Genomic DNA, 17,742 nt, shown 5'->3' on the forward strand with positions numbered 1-17,742 from the left:
GCCTTCCGTCGGTGGAGGACCAGGACCCTTCTGGGTTCGGTGAAGGGGCTGCCTCGAACCGCGACCCCGTCCGGTTCGGGGGCCCGCCCGGTGCCGCGGCCGAACTCCGACGGTGGTCACCCGGGAGCCGGCGGCGCCCCCGGACCGTCGAGTGCGCCCGGACCGCCGAGTGCGCTCGGACCGCCGAGCGCGACCGGTGGCCGGCCCTCGACGGAAGCCGCGGCGGGCGCCCGGGCCCAGCGCCCGGCGAGCACGGTGCCGACGACCAGTTGGAGCTGGTGGTAGGCCATCAGCGGCAGCACCATCAGCCCCGCCTCCGGCCCGAACAGCACGGCGGCCATCGGCATCCCGTTGGCCAGGCTCTTCTGCGAGCCGCACAGCACAGCCGCGATCGCGGCCCGGCGGTCCAGCCGCAGCAGCCGGGCCCCGAGCAGGGTGACGGCCAGGACGGCGATCAGCAGGGCGAACAGCACCGTGAGAAGCCCGAGCAGGGCGGGTGGCGTCGCCTGGCTCCACACGCCTTGCGCCACCGCCGCGCTGAACGCCGTGTAGACGACCAGCAGGATCGAACCGCGATCCACCGGCGCCAACAGCCGTTTGCGGCGCGTCAAGGCGTCGCCGATCCAAGGCCGCAGGACCTGCCCGAGCAGGAACGGCGCGAGCAGCTGGACCCCGATCCGCAGCAGGCCGTCCGCTGACAGCACGGTGTGCGAGCCCAGCAACCCGGCCGCCAGTAGCGGGGTGAGCAGCAGCCCGGCCAGGCTGGAGTACGTCCCCGCGCAGATCGCCGCCGGGACGTCGCCACCGGCGGCGCCCGTGAGCGCCACCGAGGACTGCACCGTCGACGGCACCAGGCAGAGGAACAGCACCCCGGCCTGGAGCTGCCCGGTCAGCGGAACCGGCGTCAGCAGACCGGTGGCCAGCCCGAGCAGCGGGAACAGCCCGAAGGTGGCGGCGAGCACCAGCCCGTGCAGCCGCAGGTGGCGCAGCCCGGCCAGGGTCTCGCGGGTGGACAGGCGGGCGCCGTAGAGGAAGAACAGCAGCGCCACCGCCAGGTCGCAGACGACCCCGGCGAACCGGGCCGGGGCGCCGCCGGGAACCGGGAACAGGGCGGCCAGGGCGACCGTACTGGCCAGTGCCAGCAGGTACCCGTCCGGCCGGCGCCGCCGCGAGGCGCTCGCAGGGGGCCCGGTCATCGCTCGCTCCCTCGCACCGGACGGAGCGACGGGCCGGCGGCCGCCGTGGGGCCGAGCAGGCCGCCGACCAGGGATCCGGCGCCGTCGTGGTCGCTGCCCGCCGAGCCGCTGCCGTTCTGCAGGTTGGCCGTACGGTCGACCTCCAGCCAGGAGTCGGCGTTGGAGTTGTCGATGACCGTGATCAGCCCGCCGCCCGCGAAGGCCGGCGGGGCACCGGCCGCAAGCAGGACGCACGCCACGGCCGGCCCCAGCACAGCAGTCCGCAGCGCTTCGATCCGCGTTCCGCTGACGGGCGTTCCGCCGACCGGCTCCTCGCCGACCCGCATTCCGGTGGTGCGCCGCGCGTCGACCAGTCGTGCACGGGCCTCGAGCGCGGCGGCCGACCGAGGCGGAGCGGGCCCGTGCGGTCCGGCCGTCATCCCGTCACCGCCAGGAGCTGACGGGAGCGGGTGATGTTCCGCTCCAACAACTCGGTGGACTCCCGCACCCCGATCTGGCGGCTCTCGCCGGCCGTCGCCGGGAGCCGCCCGTCGGCCACCTTCAGCCCGGCCAGCGCCTCCTCCATCGCCCGGTGCGCCGCGAACAGGCACGGCGTGCTGTAGATCGCCACGTCCACCCCCAGGTCCGTCAGCTCGGGCAGCGACAGGCGGGGCGACTTGCCGCCCGCGATCTGGTTGAACAGCAGCGGCTTGTCACCGACCACCTGGCGGATCCGGCGGATCCACTCCTCACTGCGCACGCCGTCCACCAGCACCACATCGGCGTCCGTCTCGGCGAGCGCACGGGCGCGGCGCAGGATGTCCTGCTCCTCGGTGGCGTCGGTGCGGGCGACCACCAGGAGGTCGGTGCGGTTGGCGAGGACGAGGTGGAGCTTCTCGAGGTACTCGTCCAGCGGGAGGACCTGCTTGCCGTCGGCGTGGCCGCAGCGGCGCGGGCGCTTCTGGTCCTCCAGGATCACGCCCGAGGCTCCGATGCGCTCCAGCCGGCGCACGACGTGGCACGCGACCTCGGGGTCGACGTAGCCGTCGTCGATGTCGACCAGCAGGTGGTGCCGGGGGAAGGCGCCGCGCAGCCGTTCGACGAAGGCGACCATGTCGGGCCAGGCGATGAAGCCGATGTCCGGCAGGCCGTAGTAGGAGGCGGCGAAGCCGAAGCCGGAGACGAACAGCCCGTCGTAGTGCTCGGCCGCGATGGAGGCCGAGTACATGTCGTAGACGCCGATCAGGGGCGTGGTGCCGGGGCGGGCGACCTCCTCGCGGAGCCGCTGACCGGGGCCGACCTCGGTGAAACCGTCGAACACGGATCTCTCCTCACTCGTGAAGTCTTTGCCTTGACTTGGTCTTCGCTAGACCCAATTGAGGCTTCTTCACTATGTGAGCTTTAAGGTGCCATGGGCAAATTTTTAACGGAAATACCCCCGCAAGAGTGAAGAGAAATTGAAAATATGACAGGAATATCACCACTGAAGGCGGTGTGGAACGAGCCGGTCCGTCCGCCTCAGCGGTCCGGCGGTCCGGCGAGTGCAGCCGACGGACAGGGCGAAGCCGAGCGGCAGGGCGCAGCTGCCGGACGGGGTGCAGCCGACCGGCAGGGCGTGTCGGCGAACGGCAGGCGTGCCGGTGAACGGCAGGTGTGCCGGGACGAGGAACGGCCCCGGGCACGGTCGCCCCGGGGCCGTCTGGTGCCGTGCGCGGTGCCGGCATGCCTCCCGTCGGCCACGCCCTGTCGGCCGGGACGGCGCCAGCGCCTTCGCGCGCGGGGGTCAGGCGCTCGGCGTCGGCCGGACGGCGCGGCGCTCGCGCAGCGTCCGCAGCATCCGGCGGGTCGCCCGGGTGGCGACCGGCGGCAGCAGGTCCAGCGCGAGGCGGCGGGAGGCGGAGCGCTGGACCGTCGCGGGCGTCTTGACCTGGTAGTTCAGCCGCAGCACGTGCTGCCCGGCGATGGTGTCCTCGTCCACGGTGTAGCCCTCGCCCCGCCAGTCGCGCTCCAGCAGCACCTGCCGGGCGGCCGCGGCGTCGCCCCACGTGCCGTAGAACTTCATCGGGGTGAGCAGCACCGGGCGCAAGCCGCCGGTGAAGACCGCCTCCCAGACCGCCGCGGAGACGCCCGGGGTGTGCTCGGAGCGGTAGTCGTCCAGTGCGACCAGGCCGTCCGCGGCCAGGGCGGCCCTGGCCACCGTGATGTCCCCGGCGACGTGCTCGTACAGGTGCGAGGCGTCCACGTGGACGAAACGGCAGCTGCCCGCCGGGATACGGCCGTCGGCCAGCACCGAGGTCGGCGCCTGGACGATCTCGGGCAGCTCGCGGTGGAACGCCAGGTAGTTGGACTCGAAGGCGCTGCGGGTGAGCGTCTTGCGGTAGGACATCGCCATCTCGGCGGCGTTGTCGGCGTCGCCCGCCTCGGAGTCGAAGAGGTCGCAGACGGTGAGCCGCTCGCCCGGCTGGAGGTGGTCGCCGAGCAGGACGGCGCTGCGGCCCAGGTAGCTGCCGAGTTCCAGGATGTCGCCCTTGACGCCGGCGGCGGTCTGCGCGGTCAGCAGGTGGGTGAAGGCCGCCCGGTCCAGACCGAAGAACCAGCCGGGGATGTCGTCCAGCTTCAGCGGCGCGGGACGGGTGGCTGCGGTCACTTCACTGGGCACGGCTGCCTCCAGGAGACGGGCGGAGCGCGGTGGTGGATCACGCCGCGGAGGGGCGCCGTGGACGTGAGAGAGGTCATCATAGCGACGCGCGCGCCGGGTGGGACCAGGTGCGGAAGGGCGGAAATCCGTTCCCCGGCCCCGCCGTTCGGCAGTGGGCGAACGGCCTGGTGGTGACCGACGTTCCGGTGCGCCGTCCGTCGCCGTTCGGACGCTCGGGGGGGCTGCGGCAGGGGCAGCCGGGCCGGTCCTCGGGTTCCTCAGATCAGGAAGGACCACACGTCGGCGAAGGACACGGTCGTGTCGGGTCGAAGGCGCGTGGTCTCACCTCGGAAGGACCGCACCTCGAGCCAGCTCTGCGGTGCTGCCGTCGGCAGTGCGTCCATGAGCTTCTGGACGTCGGCCGGCCGGAAGGCCTTGAACTTCGGTGACGGGCGGTAGAGCGACGGCTGGACGTCGAAGCGCATGTCGACGGCGGGATGCGGCTGTCGTCCCCAGTCGCTGAAGGGCAGCGAGGCGTGACCGTGGATGCGGGCGTCGACCAGCACCTCGGGATCCTCGTCCCCGATCTCGCAGTCGAACACGGGGAAGGCTGTCGCCACCCGCGCCGCCGTCGCCGGATGCGCAGCGCCGGCCCGGCCCAGTGCGGGCGAGCAGAACAGCGCGTGACCGAAAGGCCCGACCGGATCCGGCAACGCCACCTTGCGGTGGGACCGGCCGTCGAAGGGGAGGTCGCGCCTGGAGCAGAGGAAGTCCAGGAAGCCGGCGACCACCGCGTCCTGGTGGCTGCCGGCTCGCACGGCGAAGCGGACCGCGCTGCGACCCTGCTCGCGCAGCACGTAGTACTCGAAGAATCCCCGCGGGTGATCGGGCGTGCGCGCGCAGCGAAAGACCTGGTCGAACCCGTCGACCGGCAGGAACTCCGGCACCGGCGGGTGCGGACCGGCAGCCCTGCTGACGAGCTCCAGCACCGGTGTTCCGGCCTCGGCCTCTGCCGGATCGCAGCGAGGCTCCACCTCGGTGAACCCCTTGCGGAGACGATCGTCGACCTTGCGCACTGCGTGGCGACGCGCCTGTTCCTCGTCGTCGAGGATCGTCGTGCTCGCCTTGCCGGACGTCCGGTCGGAGCCCCAGCGCAGGAAGCAGCGGATCCCCTCCTGACGGATCTCCCAGTATTCCAGCGCGGCGCCCTGCCGCTCGAACCGCCGCCACCTGGTCATCGGGCCTCCCGAACCGCCTGCGGCAGGCCCGCGCCGGGACCGCCACGCGGGTGACCCTACCGCTCGCCCGGACGGCTCCTAACGGCGCTCCAGGTCGGCGATGGTCTCGGTGAGCCAGGCCCGTTCGGCGGCGCTGGAGGCCCGGGCCACCAGCAGGATGCCGCGCCGGAACGGATTCGGTTCGCGCTCCGCGGTGACGGGCAGGCCGTCCCCGTCGTCGCCGTCGTAGAAGAAGCTGCTCGGGGCCTCCAGGAAGGCCAAGCGGCGGCGCAGGACGGCGGCCTGCCGGGCCGGGTCGGCCAGGTGGTGGAGGAAGGACGCGAGGGCGAAGAACCGCATCTGGTCGGTGATCTCGGCCTGTTCCGGGTCGGCCAGTCTCCGCAGCAGCTCGGCCCGTCCCCGCTCGTTCAGTTCCAGGGTCTGGCGCGGGGCCGCTCCGGTGCCCGGTTCGGGGCGCCGGTCGAGCAGGCCGGCCTTCTCCAGTCGGGTGATGGCCGGGTAGAGCGCGCCGTCGCTGACCGGCCTGACGTGGCCGGTCAGGCCGGTGATCCGGGACTTGAGCTGGTAGCCGTGCAGCGGCTGGTCGTAGAGGAAGCCGAGGATCGCGAGCGTCAGCACGGTCGGGAGCCTTTCGTCGGAGAGCGCCCTGATGCGCGGTCATGTTACCTCTTGCCGAGATACATCGATCCGATGTATCTCTGTTCGGGCATAGCTCGAATCGATGTAGCCGCTTGCGGGCGCGCCGGCGGAGGAGCGAGGGGGAACCATGGGCGGGCACCTGCCCCGACTGGCCGCACTGGCGGGACCGGTCTACGTCGAACTGCTGTCAGGCGTGGTCGCCTCGGTGATCGGCACGTTCTGGGTCGCCGGCCTCGGCGGCACTGCCGTCGCCGCCGTCACCCTCGCCGGCACCGTGGAGAACCTGCTGCTCGGGCTCGTCCTGATGGTCTCCTCCGGGACCGCCGTCCAACTCTCCCGCGCCCACGGCGCAGGCGACCACGGCGAGGCCGCCCGCATCACCCGGGCCGCCTGGTGGCTCTGCGCCGCCGGCAGCCTCGTCCTTGCCGTGCCCGGCTTCCTGCTGCGCGACCGGCTCGCCGGCGCCTTCCTGGACGGCGAGGCAGCCGCCCGGGCGGCCGACTACTTCACCGTCGCCTTCCCGGCCTTCGTTCTCTTCTTCGCCCAGCGCGTCGCCGACGAGCTCTTCAAGGGCGCCGGCGACACCCGCACCCCGATGCGGATCGCCCTGCTCTCCAACGCCCTGCTCCTGGTGCTGGATCCCCTGCTGATCCTCGGCCCCGGCCCGCTGCCCGCCCTCGGCGTCACCGGCGCGGCCCTCGCCCTGACGGCCTCCCGGGCGATCGCCCTCGCCGTGACGCTGCGCCTGCGATCACGCACCGGCGCGGCCGTCCGGAAGCCCGGCGCCGCCCCACGGGGCACCCGCGCGGCAGCGTTGCGGATCGTCCGGGCCGGCGCGCCGTTCAGTCTGGACTTCACCGCCCGGATGGCCGTCGGCACGGCCCAACTCGGCCTGGTGGCAGGCTTCGGCGTGGCGGCGGTGGCGGGGTACGGGATCGGCTACCGCTTGCTGCTGGTCGTCACCATGGCCTTCTACGCCGTGCGCCAGGCGGTCGCGCTGCGGGCCTCCCACCTCGCCGGAGCCGGCGACGGCGGGGCCCTGCCACCCCTCCGCCGAGCCGTCGTCCGGCTGGCCGCCGTACTCGGCGCCGGGACGGCGGCGGCATCGGCAGCCCTCGCCGCCCCGCTGACCGCGCTGTTCACCGACGACCGGGCGGTCGCCGCCCAGTCCGTCGGCTTCCTGCGCATGGCGGCGGTCTACCTGCTCCCGTACGCCCTGGTCGTCGCCCTCGGCGGAGTCCACCAGGCGACCGGCGCGGGGCGGGCGCTGGCGTGCTCGGTGCTGCTCGGCCTCGGCGCCCAACTCGCCTGCGCGGTCGGTCTGTCGGGGCCCCTCGGGGTGAACGGCGTGTGGCTCGGCCAGGCCGTCGGCGCAGTGGTGCAACTCGCGGCGCTGCACCTCCTCACCCGCCGCCCGACCGCTCCGGTGGCGGCGGTCGGCGCGGCGCGGACGTTGCAGCCCGTCGAGTGACGGAGTGGCGGGCGGTGTGCTTCGGCGACACGGCGGGCTCGTCGGGCACCGGAGGAGAGCCGGGGACCCCTCGCCCCTCGCGCGGGGCGCGCGTGAGGCGGGGCGGCCCCGATGCGGCCGTCGGTTGCCGGGAAGACACCTTGAAGCGTCGGAAGATCACCCGCGCGAGACCGTGGTGGATCTGGCTGTCGAGGATGGCCTCCCGCTGCCGGGGACGCTGCTGCCCGGAAACGGCGCGAGCCCGGCCGCCATGGAGCGGGCCGGAGGCGGACTCCATGCCAGGGACGTCTGCCGGGCTCTCGGCCTCGGCACCGAGCCATGGAACTCCGAAGGCACCCGGGCGAAGCTGAAGTGCCTGGTGGCCCGCAGCATCCTCATCGAGCCCGAATCGGGCCGGTCCCCGCCCTCGTTGCGAGGGCGGGGACCGGCCACCAGCACTGACCGGCGCGCCGGTCCCGGGCTCGGGCATTGTCCTGCCAATTGCCCAGTGCTCCAGGCCAACTGGCGAGCCGCCAACCGGTGCGACGCCTATCCTTCCCGCATGTTCATCAGTCAGTACGTCTACTTCGTGCTGTCCAGCCTTACCATGTCGGCCGCGGAGATGACGGCTGTGCTGGGAATCGAACCGGACGAGATCACGGTTCGAGGCAGCCGCTTCACCGAACCCCAAGTGATTCCGGTCCTTCACCGATGGAAGATCGTATGCAGTGAGCCGGGCATGAGCGTCGACGAACAGGTTGCCCGCGTCGTGGCGCGGCTCGGACCGCACGTCGATGCAATCGCGGCCCTGGCCCGGCAGCTCGACGCCCAGGATCGTCAAGGCCCCAGTGCCGTTCTGGAAGTTGTGCGCATGTTCAACGATGAGGATGGACAGGACCGCCTCGCCAGCGCCTCCCCAGAGCTCATCGAGGGTCCAGACCTGTTGGGGTGGCACCTGGGGCGCGACATGCTGGCGTTTCTCCACGCCACCGGTGCTGGTCTGGACGTCGACGAGTACGACTTCGCCTGATCCGGCGGATGAATGATCCACACCGGAACGGGCGACCGAGTCTCTCCTCCAACTCTCGCAAAACGTCCGTGCGATGGAGGACAGACGCCCGCTGCGCGGGGGGCGTACGTGGGCGGCGGCCCAATGCCGGCCGGGCTGTTGGCCGCTCGCCCGCCCGCCCGTCAGCAGCCGGTCGTCAGTTCGGCGAGCACCTGCCGCAGCGGGGTGGCGCTGACGCCGAGTCGGCGTTCGGTGTCGGTGGCGTCCAGCAGCGCGGGCCGGTCGTAGAGGTAGAGCATCTCGACGAGTTCGGCGACCACCGGGTCGGTGCGGCCGAGTCCGGCGAGGGCGGCGCGGTCGAGCGCAGGGAGCTCCGGCAGGGGGCGGCCGGCGGCGCGGGCGAGTTGGGCCGCGAGTTCGGCGGCGGGGGCATGCGAGGTGGAGGGAACGTGCCAGGCCCGCCCCCAGGTCTCGGAGTCGGCGGCGGCGCGCAGGGTGCGGGCGGCGTCGCCGGTGTACGTCCAGCTGTGCGGCGTGGTGGGGTCGCCGAGGTGGGCGGCGGGGACGCCCGCCAGCAGCGGGCCGGCGGTGAGCAGGCTGAACGGGGAGAGGGCGCCGGGACCGAGGAAGTCGGCGGCGCGGACCTCGGCGACCCGGACCCGCCCGGCGGTGTGCGCGTCGAGGGCGCGCTGCCAGAGTTCGGCGCGGACGCGGCCCTTGGCGGTGGTGGGGGCGAGCGGCCGGTCCTCGGTCAGCGGGCCGTCGGCGGGACCGTAGCCGTAGACGTTGCCGAGCATCACGTAGTCGGCGCCGCTGCGTTCGGCGGCGGTGAGCACGGCGGCGCCCAGGGTGGGGAAGAGCTCCGGCCAGCGGTCGTACGGCGGCATCGCGCACTGGTACAGGGTGCGGGCGCCGCGGGTGAGTTCGGCGAGGCGGTGGGTGTCGGTGGCGTCGGCGGCGACCCGGTGGACCAGCGGGTGTTCGGGGCCCGAGCCCCGGCGGCTGACCAGTCGGACCACTTCGCCGGAATCGGCGAGCAGGCGGGCGAGGGCCGATCCGGTGGCGCCGGATCCGACGACGACGTGCGTGGGCATGGTGCTCCTGGCATGAGGTGGCCCGGCCGCGGGCCGGCCGGGTGGACTGCCCCCAGCCTTCCGGGGCGGCGACCCGTGGGATAGTGGCCCGAATGCCAGAGATCCGGAGGTTCGGGCCAGTGCACCGTGTCGCCGTCATCGCCGTCCCGCCGGCCACCCTGTTCGACCTGACCATCCCCGAACTGGTGCTCGGGGGCGTGCGGGTGGGCGGCGAGCCGGTCTACCGGGTGCGGATCTGCACCGCGCGACCGGGGCCGCTGGCCACCAACTCCGGTCTGTCGGTGGCGGTTCCGTACGGGCTGGCTGAGGCCGCGGACGCCGACACCGTGATCGTCACCGGGACGGTGGCACGCGAGGACGTGGAGCCGCAGGTGCTGGAGGTGCTGCGACGGGCGGCCGCGGATGGCCGACGGGTGGCGTCGATCTGCACCGGCGCGTTCGTGCTCGCCGAGGCCGGGCTGCTGGACGGGCGGCCGGCGACCACGTTCTGGGCCCGCTCGGAGGAGTTCGCGGCGCGTCACCCGCGCGTCGACCTGCGCCCGGGCGTGCTGTTCACCGAGGACGGCAACCTGTTCACCTCGGCCGGGCTGTCGGCGGGGATCGACCTGTGCCTGCACCTGCTGCGCCGCGACCACGGCGCGACGGTGGCCAACGAGGCGGCCCGGCTGGTGGTCGCCGCGCCGGTCCGGCCCGGCGGGCAGGCGCAGTTCATCGCCGCGCCGCTGCCGCCGGAGTCCGGCAGCACGCTGGCCGCCACCCGGGCGTGGGCGCTGGAGCGGCTGCAGCTTCCGCTCACGCGGTCCGAGTTGGCTGCGCACGCCGGAATGAGCGTGCGCAGCCTGACCCGGCGCTTCCACGCCGAGACGGGGCTCAGTCCGTTGCAGTGGCTGCTGCACCAACGGGTGCTGCGGGCCCAGGAGTTGCTGGAGACCACCGATCTCCCGATGGACCGGGTGGCCCGGCTCAGCGGCCTGGCCACCACCGACTCGCTGCGCCTGCACCTGACCCGCCGCACCGGCCTGGCGCCGACCGCCTACCGGGCGGCCTTCACGCACCGCGAGGGGCCGTCCGGCCGGGAGGCGAGCCGTCGGTCGGCCCCGTCGGGGCGCAGCGCGATGTGATCGCACGGGCCGGGCGACGCTCCGGGGCGGCGACGGGAGGGAACGGCAGCAGGTTCAGGTGGCGGGACCAGGGCCTGTCCGGTGGGTCGAGTAATCGGCAGGCATCCCGGAACCGAGGAACCGGCGGGCCAACCGCTTGCGCCGAGGCAGCCGAGGCGGTCCGCCCACCGGCCTCGACAAGGCGGGCGCATCAGGCCCGGCTGCGGGAGCGGCATCGTCCAGGACCTGCACGACAGCCCCGGCCGCCGGTTGGCGCTGACCGCCGTGCACGCCGGGGCCCTGCTGCGCGCCGGCCGGCTCGAGCCCGGTTCGAGGAACGGGCCGGGCCTGGCGGTCACCAGCACGGTGATCCGGGGCCCGGTCGCTCGGGTGCGGACGTGCGGTCAGGTGCGCGGGTTGAGCCCGACGCCCATGGCGTTGATGATGTCCTGGGCCTCGGTCCAGTACAGGTTGGTGTTGCCGGACTGGCCGGAGACGATGCCCCTGGCCCGGCGGTCGGTGCCGTTGGTGACGCTGAAGACCAGCGCGCCGGAGTCACCCTCCGTGACCGCCCAGTTCGCGTTGTGGCCCATGACCCCGCGCACCGTGTGCACGGAGCCGTCGTCCCAGGCGAGGCGGTAGCGCACGTCGTCGTTCTGGACCTTGATGCCGCAGGGCACGCCGTGGCCGGAGTAGTAGGAGTGGGTGCCGTCCTGGCAGACCGACTGGCCGTTGTACGAGTAGGACACGCCCTTGACGCGGTACCACCTGCCGGCGGGCTGGTCGGCCTCGTCGGAGGCGGTGCCGGAGCCGTTGCTGCCGGGGACCTCGATGACCTGGGCGTCCCAGTACGGGTTGGTGTTGACGACGTGGCCGATCTTGTGGCCGTGCGTCCCGTAGAAGTCGCCCACGGAGTCGCCTTCGCCGTAGACGTCGGTGCCCTGGCGGAAGCAGTGGGCGGCGGTGACCAGGTCGCCGCCGTTGGCGCCGTCCAGGACCAGGCCGGAGGTGCACAGGCTGGTCCCGCCGCTGTGAGCCGAGCCGACCAGGACGTCACCCCCGATGAACGGCGCGCTGTCGTTCCAGCGCCACGAGGCAGCCGTGACCGGGTCACCCGCCTGGACGGTCACCGGGGCGGCGGTGAGGTCGGCGGCGAAGCCGGTGGCGATGGCGCTGCGGATCGAGTCGAGCTTGTCGGACTTTCCCGCGACGGTCAGGCCGGAGCCGTCCGGGTTGACGGCCACGCTGTAGACGGACCCGGCCGTCACGCCGCTCGCGCCCAACTCGATCAGCCGGTCGGCCTGCGCGTCGAGGTCCTTCTTCGCGTACTTGGCGCTCGCCAGCTTGGCGAGGCCGCTGTCGATGCCCGGGTGCGCGCCCTTGGCCGCCGCGATGAGCTTCTGGCCGTCCCTGAGGTCGGTCACGTAGAGGGTCACCGTGCCGGCGCCCTCGTCCACGGACAGGTTCCCGTAGATGCCGGCGTAGGCGTCGCTGCGGCCCTGCTCGCCGAGGGCGTCGGCGAGCGCGGTCAGCGGTGCGGCCTTCGCGGCGGCCGCCACGATCGCGGAGTCGGTGTCCGCCGCGGCCCCGTCGCCGTCCCGGGCCTGTGCCGTCCCGGCTCCGGTGACCAACATGGAGCCGGCCACCAGGGCGGTCGCCATGACTGCCGCTGTCACGTTCCTGCGCATCTCGTTCATTTCCCCCATCGTCAGCGGTCCGACTGTGACGCGTCGGTACGGCCATCCAAGCCGAGTGATCGTCTTCGCGGCAAGATCGATCCGTCCGGTTACGCGTCAAATGCCGCGTGAGGGATGACACATTGATGGCACGTCAGATGGTGGTTCGTCTGTCTGAGGTCCTGGTGGCTGTGCGATGGGACTTCCGGCGACCGCCTCGTCCCACGTTCTGCCGAAGATGGGCGCAAGGCGAGCCGACTCCGGATCTGGGCGGTCACCCCGCCCCGCGCACGCGAGAACGGTCCTGTTGCTTGCCGGTTGCTCGACCCACCGGACAGGCTCCAGGGGCAGGGGCAGGGGCAGGGGCAGGGGCAGGGGCAGGGGCAGGGGCAGGGGCAGGGGCAGGGGCAGGGGCAGAGGCAGGGGCCGGAAGGGCTCCGGCGGGGCGCGCGTGCGCGGCGCGGCGGGGAGAGAGCCAGGTGTCAGCAACGAGTGATTGGGACCGGCACCATCGCCGCCGAGCCTAGTCCCATACGACGGACCAGACGGTCGCGCCGGGTGGCACCTCCGGAATGTCACGGAAGACATCCACCAGCTCCGGGATCACACCGCTGGCCTCGAACCCATCGATCCACGCAGAGCAGGCACTCTCGTCCGCCGTGGTGCAGATGGCGACGGCCTCACCGGCGAGTTCGTCCATCTCCAAGGTCTCCGGGTGCAGTTGCACCCGGACCCAGGCGACGTCCTCGCGCCCCTCGATGGCGCGGAAGCGCTCGGCCAGTTCCGCGAGAGCGGGCCGCCCGTAGCCCCACTGGTTCGGCGCGATGCATCCTTCGTTGTCGTTGCCGTCGAAGAACTCGTCCAGAGTGAGCAACGGCATCACGCCCTCGTCACCAGCGCGGTTGGTCATTTGCTCGGCGGAGATCATGGTCAAGGATCCTTGCACGGCGGAGTGACACGAGGGCGAGCGGTTGCCGCTGTACCCGGCCCGGCCCGGCCCGGCCCGGCCCGGCCCGCCGACGCCGGTCGGCGCGCGGTGTCGCCGGAGCGCCCGCACTCCGCCGTGGCGGAGTCGGTGATGCGTGCCGGGTCGGGCGACGGGTCGGAGTGCGGTCAGGAGGGTGTCCGGCTCTTCGGTCGTCGCAACCCGGATGCCGGACGTCCCAGGCTGCCCGCCTTCGGAGCCACTCGCCCGGGTCTTCGGACCGCCGTGCCGTGGCCGTGGTCGGTGGGGCAGGCCGCACTCGAAGATCGCCGTCCGGTCCGGGCGGCGGCGTCACGGCTGCTCGACGGCCTTCCGGCTCGGAGCCGCCTGGCGGGGGAGGCGGAGGGCCAGGAGCGTTCCGGCCGTGGCCACGGCGGCGGTCGCCAGGGCGGACGCGGTGAGGGCGGCGCCCGGCGCGGTGCGGCCCGCGACGGTGGTGGCCAGGGCGACGCCCAGTGCCGGTCCGATGTTCATCGCCGTCTGCTGGAGGCCGCCCGCCACCCCGGCCTCCGCGGCGGCGGCGCCCCGGACGATCGCCGAGGTGGCCGTGGTCATCACCGCGCCGAAGCCGCTGCCGAGCAGCAGGAAGCAGCAGCCGATCGCGACGGTGCCCGAGGAGGGGCCGAGCCGGGCCGTGAGCAGCGCGCCGGAGGTGATCACGGCCATCCCGAGCACCACGGTGGTGCGCGCGCCGTAGTGCCTCGCCAGCCGGGCCGAGGCCGGTGCGGCGAGGATCATCGCCACCGCGAGCGGCGCCCCCCGGAGGGCGCTCTGGAGCGGGTCCAGCCCGAGGACGTCCTGGAGGAAGTAGGTGGCCGGGAAGAGGGTCCCGAACACGGTGGCCGACGCCGCGAGCAGGACGCCGAGCGCCGGGCCCACCGCCGGGGACCGGAGCAGCTCGGCGGGCAGCAGCGGGCGGGCCGTGCGGCGCTCCTGCCGGGCCAGGGCCGCGGTGGCCAGCACGGCGGCTGCGAGGCCGAGGGCCGTGGTCGCGGACCAGCCGGTGTCCGGCAGGGCGACCAGGGAGTGCACCAGGCAGGCCAGGGCGATGCCGAGCAGCCCGGCGCCGGGCAGGTCGAGGCCCGGGGCGGCCGTCCGTTCGGGCCGAGCCGAGGGCACCGCGAGGGCCGCGAGCAGCGCCGCGGCGGCCGGCAGGATCCCGAGCAGGAAGACGGCCCGCCAGCCGAGGTGGGTGGTGAGGGCGCCGCCGACCAGCGGTCCGGCGGCTGCCGAGAGGCCGATCGCGGCGGTGCGCGCGGCGATCGCGCCGGGCAGCCGGTCGGCGGGCCAGACCGCCCGCAGCATGCCCAGGGTGGCGGGCTGGAGCAGGGCGCCCGAGACGCCCTGGAGGACGCGCAGGGCGATCACCCAGCCGATGTCGGGCGCGAGGGCGATCCCGGCGGAGGAGGCGGCGAAGCCCGCCACGCCGAGGCTGAAGACGCGCCGGTGCCCGTAGTGGTCGCCTAGGCGGCCGGCGAAGACCAGCAGGGCGGCGACGGTGACCAGGTAGCCGGTGCTGGTCCACTGCACGGCCGCGAGGGAGGCGTGCAGGTCGTGCTGGAGGGTCGGCTGGGCGACGGTCAGCACGGTGCCGTCGAGGGCGACCAACACGGCTCCGGTGATGCTCGCGGCAAGGGTGAGCCGTTGGCGGCGCCGGGGCGTCACCGGACGGCCGGGCCGAGGTGGGCGTCCAGGGCGGCGCGCAGCAGCGGCGTGATGTCCTCGGTGCCGGTGACCAGCCGCAGGCTGCCCCAGGCGCGCAGCTGGGCGAGACCGTGCAGGTTGGCCCAGAGGGCGGCGGTGGCGGCGGTGGGATCGTCGCACTGCGGGTGGATCTCGGTGATCAGGTCGGCGAAGGTCCGGAAGAGCGGCAGTGTGGTGCGGCGCAGGTCGGCACCGCTGCCTTCCAGCAGGTCGTGACGGAACATCAGCTCGAACATCCCGGGGTTCGCCGCCGCGTAGCCGAGGTAGGCGCGGGCGAGGGCTTCCAGACGGGTGCGCGCGTCGGCGCCGGTGGAGGCGGCGAGGGCGTCGGCGCCCGCGAGGGCGTCGGTGAGGCGTCCGAAGCCCTGCCGGGCGATGGCGGCGAGGAGTTCCCGGTGGGTGGGGAAGTGGCGGCGCGGGGCGCCGTGCGAGACGCCGGCCTGGCGGGCGATCTCGCGCAGCCCGAGCGCGTTGACGCCCTCCCGGGTGACCAGCTCGACGCCGGCGGCCACTAGCCGGGCGCGCAGGTCGCGTTCCTGTTCAGTCATGGACACTGTCTACCAGCAGGGCGTAGACAGTGTCTACTCGCGGGTGGCGTGCGCGGGTGGAGTGGAGGTGGCGGCAGCGGTGGCGGCAGAATTCCGGCATGAACGAGGGCGGCGAACCGGCCTGCTGGCTGGACCGGGTGTGCCCGGAGTGCGGACGGCTGCGCGAGCGGCCCGGGCCCGGCCCCTGCGAGAACTGCGGCGTCACGGAGGAACCGGCGCGCGGCGGGGCGCCGGGGTTCGCCGACGTGCCCGCGCCCGGTGGAGCGCCCGGGTCCGGAGCGCCCGAGTCCGGTGGGGCGCCAGGGCGCGCACCGGAGCCAGTGGCGGAGCCGCAGCAGGGGGAGAGGGATGAGCAGGAGCACGGGCAGGAGCCGGGGCCGGAGCGGCCCCGGGAGCGCCGGCGTCCGGGCCGGGGCGGCGGCTAGGGAAGCACGCCCCCGGCCCGGACGGGCAGGACGGGCGCCGCGCGCTACTGCGGCGGCTGGTCGCGGAACTGGTCCTTGAGCCGGTCCTGGGCGACGTCCGTCTGGCTGCTGTACTTGCCCTGAGTGCGGTCGTCGAAGGTGTCGCCGCCCTTGTCGACGGCCTTTTCGGCCTGGTCCTCGTGGCCCTTCAGCATGCTCTTGAGCTTATCCAACATGGACATGTGGTCACCCTCCTGGATGAGTCGCCCCCACCCCTCCAGCATTACCGCGAAGGCCGTCCCGCGCATTTCGCGGCCGCGTGGCGGCCTTGGCAAGGCGGTCCCGGTCATGTCAAATCGTGAGGTCACGGACTGTCGGAAGGAGCCTCCTTGAAGCTGCCCAGGCGTCGTCGGACCTCCCCGTTCGACCGCACCGCCCTGCCGGACCGCGCCGCTCCCGAGGACCGGACCGCGCGTCCGCTCACGGTCCGTCACCGGCGTCGTGCGGGAGCCGCGCTGACCGCCGCCGGGCTCGTCGCCCCGCTGCTGCTGGTCGGCACGGTTACGGCGAACGCCGACCCGGACCCGGCACGCCGGGGGGCGAGGCTCGCCGAGCGGCTGGTCGAGGCCAGCAGCGCCGAGGGCGCGCACGGGACGCTGGCCGCGCTGCAACGCTTCGCGGACCGCAACGGCGGTACCAGGGCCGCCGGTTCGAAGGGGCACGAGGAGTCGGCGCGGTACGTCTACGACGAGGCGCGGCGCGCCGGGCTCAAGGTGTCAGGCAGGAGTTCGAGTACACCTTCTTCGAGGCGCGCGCGGAGCGCCTGGACGTGGTCTCCCCGCAGGCCGGGTCGGTGCCGGTGATCGCCATGACCTACTCGGTGAGCGGCCCGGAGTCGGGCCTGACCGCCGACCTGGCCGTGGTGCCGGTCAGCACCACCACCGGCTGCACGCCCGCCGACTACCCCGCCGGCGCCTTCACCGGCCGGATCGCGCTGATCCGCCGGGGCGGCTGCGGCTTCGCCGAGAAGCAGGCCGCAGCGGCGGCGGCCGGCGCCCTTGGGGCGGTCATCTACAACAACGCCGAGGGCGACCTCAACGGGACCCTGGGCGAGCCGAACGCCGGGAGGATCCCCACGGGTGGGATCGCCAGGGCCGCCGGGGAGGCACTGGCCGCGCGGGCCGCCGCCGGACCGGTGCGGGTGAAGCTCGACATCCGGACCCGCATGGAGCCGCGCACGACCTGGAACGTCATCGCCGAGACCCGCGGTGGAGACCCCGCCGACACCGTGATGATCGGCGCCCACCTGGACTCCGTCCCCGCCGGGCCCGGGGTCAACGACAACGGCTCAGGCTCGGCGGGCATCCTGGAGGTCGCCAGGAACCTCGGCGTCCGGCCGGTGCGGAACAAGGTCAGATTCGCGTGGTGGTCCGCCGAGGAGTTCGGTCTGAGGGGCTCCGAGGCGTACGTGAAGTCACTCTCCGAGGCGGATCGGAAGAAGATCCGGCTCTACCTCAACTTCGACATGATCGCCTCCCCCAACTACGCCCAGTTCGTCTACAACGGCTCCGGCAGCGCGGGTGGCGGCGCGGGCCCGGAGGGCTCGGCGCAGATCGAGCGGGACCTCACCTCGTACCTGGACGGCCGCAGCCTGCCGCACGATCCGGCCGCCTTCAACGGCCGCTCCGACTACGGACCGTTCATCGACGCAGGGATCCCGGCCGGCGGCACCGACACCGGCGCCGAGGGGATCAAGTCCCCCGAGCAGCAGGACCGTTACGGCGGCACGGCGGGCAGCGCCTTCGACTCCTGCTACCACAAGGCCTGCGACGACCTGGACAACCTCGACCTGGACGCCTTCGACGTCAACATCGACGTGATCGCCCACGCCGTCGGCACCTACGCCTGGGACCTCTCCTCACTGCAGCGCCCCGCGTCCGTTCCGGGCCCCGCACCCGCGCAGCGCCCGGCAACCGCGCTCGGCTCCGCGTCCGTACCGGGCCCCGCTTCCGTTCCGGGCTCCGCGTCCGTACCGGGCCCCGCGTCAGTACCGGGCTCCGCTGCTCAGGCGGCGCCCGGAAC

At 73.6% G+C, this 17,742-nt stretch carries 15 protein-coding genes and 1 pseudogene; 4 read left to right on the forward strand and 12 right to left on the reverse strand.

Annotation, left to right across the window (positions count from 1 at the left end):
- Positions 1 to 116: 116 nt before the first annotated feature.
- The 6 genes from ACGF07_RS03120 to ACGF07_RS03145 form a co-directional block, all read right to left on the reverse strand.
- A complete protein-coding gene (locus ACGF07_RS03120; RefSeq protein WP_392894873.1) occupies positions 117 to 1,196 on the reverse strand; it encodes a bile acid:sodium symporter family protein in 1,080 nt (359 codons plus the stop codon).
- Entirely contained in the window at positions 1,193 to 1,615 is a 423-nt protein-coding gene (locus ACGF07_RS03125; RefSeq protein ID WP_392894875.1) for a hypothetical protein, read from the reverse strand. Before ACGF07_RS03125 ends, ACGF07_RS03120 begins: the two co-directional genes overlap by 4 nt.
- Positions 1,612 to 2,496: an isocitrate lyase/PEP mutase family protein gene (locus tag ACGF07_RS03130; RefSeq protein ID WP_350736093.1), complete on the reverse strand. Its 885-nt coding sequence runs from the start codon at positions 2,494 to 2,496 to the stop codon at positions 1,612 to 1,614. The genes ACGF07_RS03125 and ACGF07_RS03130 overlap by 4 nt, the downstream gene beginning before the upstream one ends.
- A 462-nt stretch (positions 2,497 to 2,958) precedes the next feature.
- Complete coding sequence (locus ACGF07_RS03135) at positions 2,959 to 3,834, reverse strand: class I SAM-dependent methyltransferase (protein ID WP_350736088.1); 876 nt, start codon at positions 3,832 to 3,834, stop codon at positions 2,959 to 2,961.
- Positions 3,835 to 4,091: 257 nt separating this feature from the next.
- The gene (locus ACGF07_RS03140) at positions 4,092 to 5,051 is read right to left on the reverse strand and encodes a WGR domain-containing protein (protein WP_392894877.1); all 960 of its coding nucleotides are present in this window, start codon (positions 5,049 to 5,051) and stop codon (positions 4,092 to 4,094) included.
- Positions 5,052 to 5,129: 78 nt separating this feature from the next.
- On the reverse strand, positions 5,130 to 5,669 hold the full coding sequence (locus ACGF07_RS03145) for a PadR family transcriptional regulator (protein WP_350736079.1): 540 nt from the start codon (positions 5,667 to 5,669) through the stop codon (positions 5,130 to 5,132).
- 148 nt (positions 5,670 to 5,817) lie between these two features.
- Between ACGF07_RS03145 and ACGF07_RS03150 the strand changes: the two genes are divergently transcribed.
- A complete protein-coding gene (locus tag ACGF07_RS03150; RefSeq protein ID WP_392894879.1) occupies positions 5,818 to 7,161 on the forward strand; it encodes an MATE family efflux transporter in 1,344 nt (447 codons plus the stop codon).
- 541 nt (positions 7,162 to 7,702) lie between these two features.
- Positions 7,703 to 8,170 (forward strand): DUF4279 domain-containing protein, encoded by a 468-nt coding sequence (locus ACGF07_RS03155; protein WP_392894881.1) that lies wholly within the window; start codon positions 7,703 to 7,705, stop codon positions 8,168 to 8,170.
- Between the two features lie 161 nt (positions 8,171 to 8,331).
- On the opposite strand, the gene ACGF07_RS03160 is transcribed toward ACGF07_RS03155, so the two are convergent.
- On the reverse strand, positions 8,332 to 9,243 hold the full coding sequence (locus ACGF07_RS03160) for an NAD-dependent epimerase/dehydratase family protein (protein WP_392894883.1): 912 nt from the start codon (positions 9,241 to 9,243) through the stop codon (positions 8,332 to 8,334).
- Positions 9,244 to 9,362: 119 nt separating this feature from the next.
- Here ACGF07_RS03160 and ACGF07_RS03165 point away from each other — a divergent pair, with 119 nt between their 5' ends.
- The gene (locus tag ACGF07_RS03165) at positions 9,363 to 10,364 is read left to right on the forward strand and encodes a GlxA family transcriptional regulator (RefSeq protein WP_392894884.1); all 1,002 of its coding nucleotides are present in this window, start codon (positions 9,363 to 9,365) and stop codon (positions 10,362 to 10,364) included.
- Between the two features lie 383 nt (positions 10,365 to 10,747).
- Here ACGF07_RS03165 and ACGF07_RS03170 read toward each other — a convergent pair whose 3' ends face one another.
- The 5 genes from ACGF07_RS03170 to ACGF07_RS03190 form a co-directional block, all read right to left on the reverse strand.
- Positions 10,748 to 12,040: a hypothetical protein gene (locus tag ACGF07_RS03170; RefSeq protein ID WP_392894886.1), complete on the reverse strand. Its 1,293-nt coding sequence runs from the start codon at positions 12,038 to 12,040 to the stop codon at positions 10,748 to 10,750.
- Positions 12,041 to 12,542: 502 nt separating this feature from the next.
- A complete protein-coding gene (locus ACGF07_RS03175; protein ID WP_392894888.1) occupies positions 12,543 to 12,947 on the reverse strand; it encodes a hypothetical protein in 405 nt (134 codons plus the stop codon).
- A 348-nt stretch (positions 12,948 to 13,295) separates the two neighbouring features.
- The gene (locus ACGF07_RS03180; RefSeq protein ID WP_392894890.1) at positions 13,296 to 14,615 is read right to left on the reverse strand and encodes an MFS transporter; all 1,320 of its coding nucleotides are present in this window, start codon (positions 14,613 to 14,615) and stop codon (positions 13,296 to 13,298) included.
- A 50-nt stretch (positions 14,616 to 14,665) separates the two neighbouring features.
- Positions 14,666 to 15,256 (reverse strand): TetR/AcrR family transcriptional regulator, encoded by a 591-nt coding sequence (locus tag ACGF07_RS03185; RefSeq protein WP_392894892.1) that lies wholly within the window; start codon positions 15,254 to 15,256, stop codon positions 14,666 to 14,668.
- Positions 15,257 to 15,725: 469 nt separating this feature from the next.
- Positions 15,726 to 15,902, reverse strand: a complete 177-nt coding sequence (locus tag ACGF07_RS03190; RefSeq protein WP_350736053.1) for an antitoxin — start codon at positions 15,900 to 15,902, stop codon at positions 15,726 to 15,728.
- 273 nt (positions 15,903 to 16,175) lie between these two features.
- Here ACGF07_RS03190 and ACGF07_RS03195 point away from each other — a divergent pair.
- A pseudogene (locus ACGF07_RS03195) lies at positions 16,176 to 17,617 on the forward strand (M28 family peptidase); the annotation flags it as partial.
- Positions 17,618 to 17,742: the final 125 nt, after the last annotated feature.

Source organism: Kitasatospora sp. NPDC048194 (assembly GCF_043202455.1).
Classification (GTDB): domain Bacteria; phylum Actinomycetota; class Actinomycetes; order Streptomycetales; family Streptomycetaceae; genus Kitasatospora.

Excerpts from the sequence above, each read along its gene's own strand:
- ACGF07_RS03190 (WP_350736053.1), bottom strand. The coding sequence starts at position 15,902 with ATGTCCATGTTGGATAAGCTCAAGAGCATGCTGAAGGGCCACGAGGAC.
- ACGF07_RS03170 (WP_392894886.1), bottom strand. The coding sequence starts at position 12,040 with ATGAACGAGATGCGCAGGAACGTGACAGCGGCAGTCATGGCGACCGCC.
- ACGF07_RS03140 (WP_392894877.1), bottom strand. The coding sequence starts at position 5,051 with ATGACCAGGTGGCGGCGGTTCGAGCGGCAGGGCGCCGCGCTGGAATAC.
- ACGF07_RS03125 (WP_392894875.1), bottom strand. The coding sequence starts at position 1,615 with ATGACGGCCGGACCGCACGGGCCCGCTCCGCCTCGGTCGGCCGCCGCG.
- ACGF07_RS03120 (WP_392894873.1), bottom strand. The coding sequence starts at position 1,196 with ATGACCGGGCCCCCTGCGAGCGCCTCGCGGCGGCGCCGGCCGGACGGG.
- ACGF07_RS03175 (WP_392894888.1), bottom strand. The coding sequence starts at position 12,947 with ATGATCTCCGCCGAGCAAATGACCAACCGCGCTGGTGACGAGGGCGTG.
- ACGF07_RS03185 (WP_392894892.1), bottom strand. The coding sequence starts at position 15,256 with ATGACTGAACAGGAACGCGACCTGCGCGCCCGGCTAGTGGCCGCCGGC.
- ACGF07_RS03160 (WP_392894883.1), bottom strand. The coding sequence starts at position 9,243 with ATGCCCACGCACGTCGTCGTCGGATCCGGCGCCACCGGATCGGCCCTC.
- ACGF07_RS03150 (WP_392894879.1), top strand. The coding sequence starts at position 5,818 with ATGGGCGGGCACCTGCCCCGACTGGCCGCACTGGCGGGACCGGTCTAC.
- ACGF07_RS03155 (WP_392894881.1), top strand. The coding sequence starts at position 7,703 with ATGTTCATCAGTCAGTACGTCTACTTCGTGCTGTCCAGCCTTACCATG.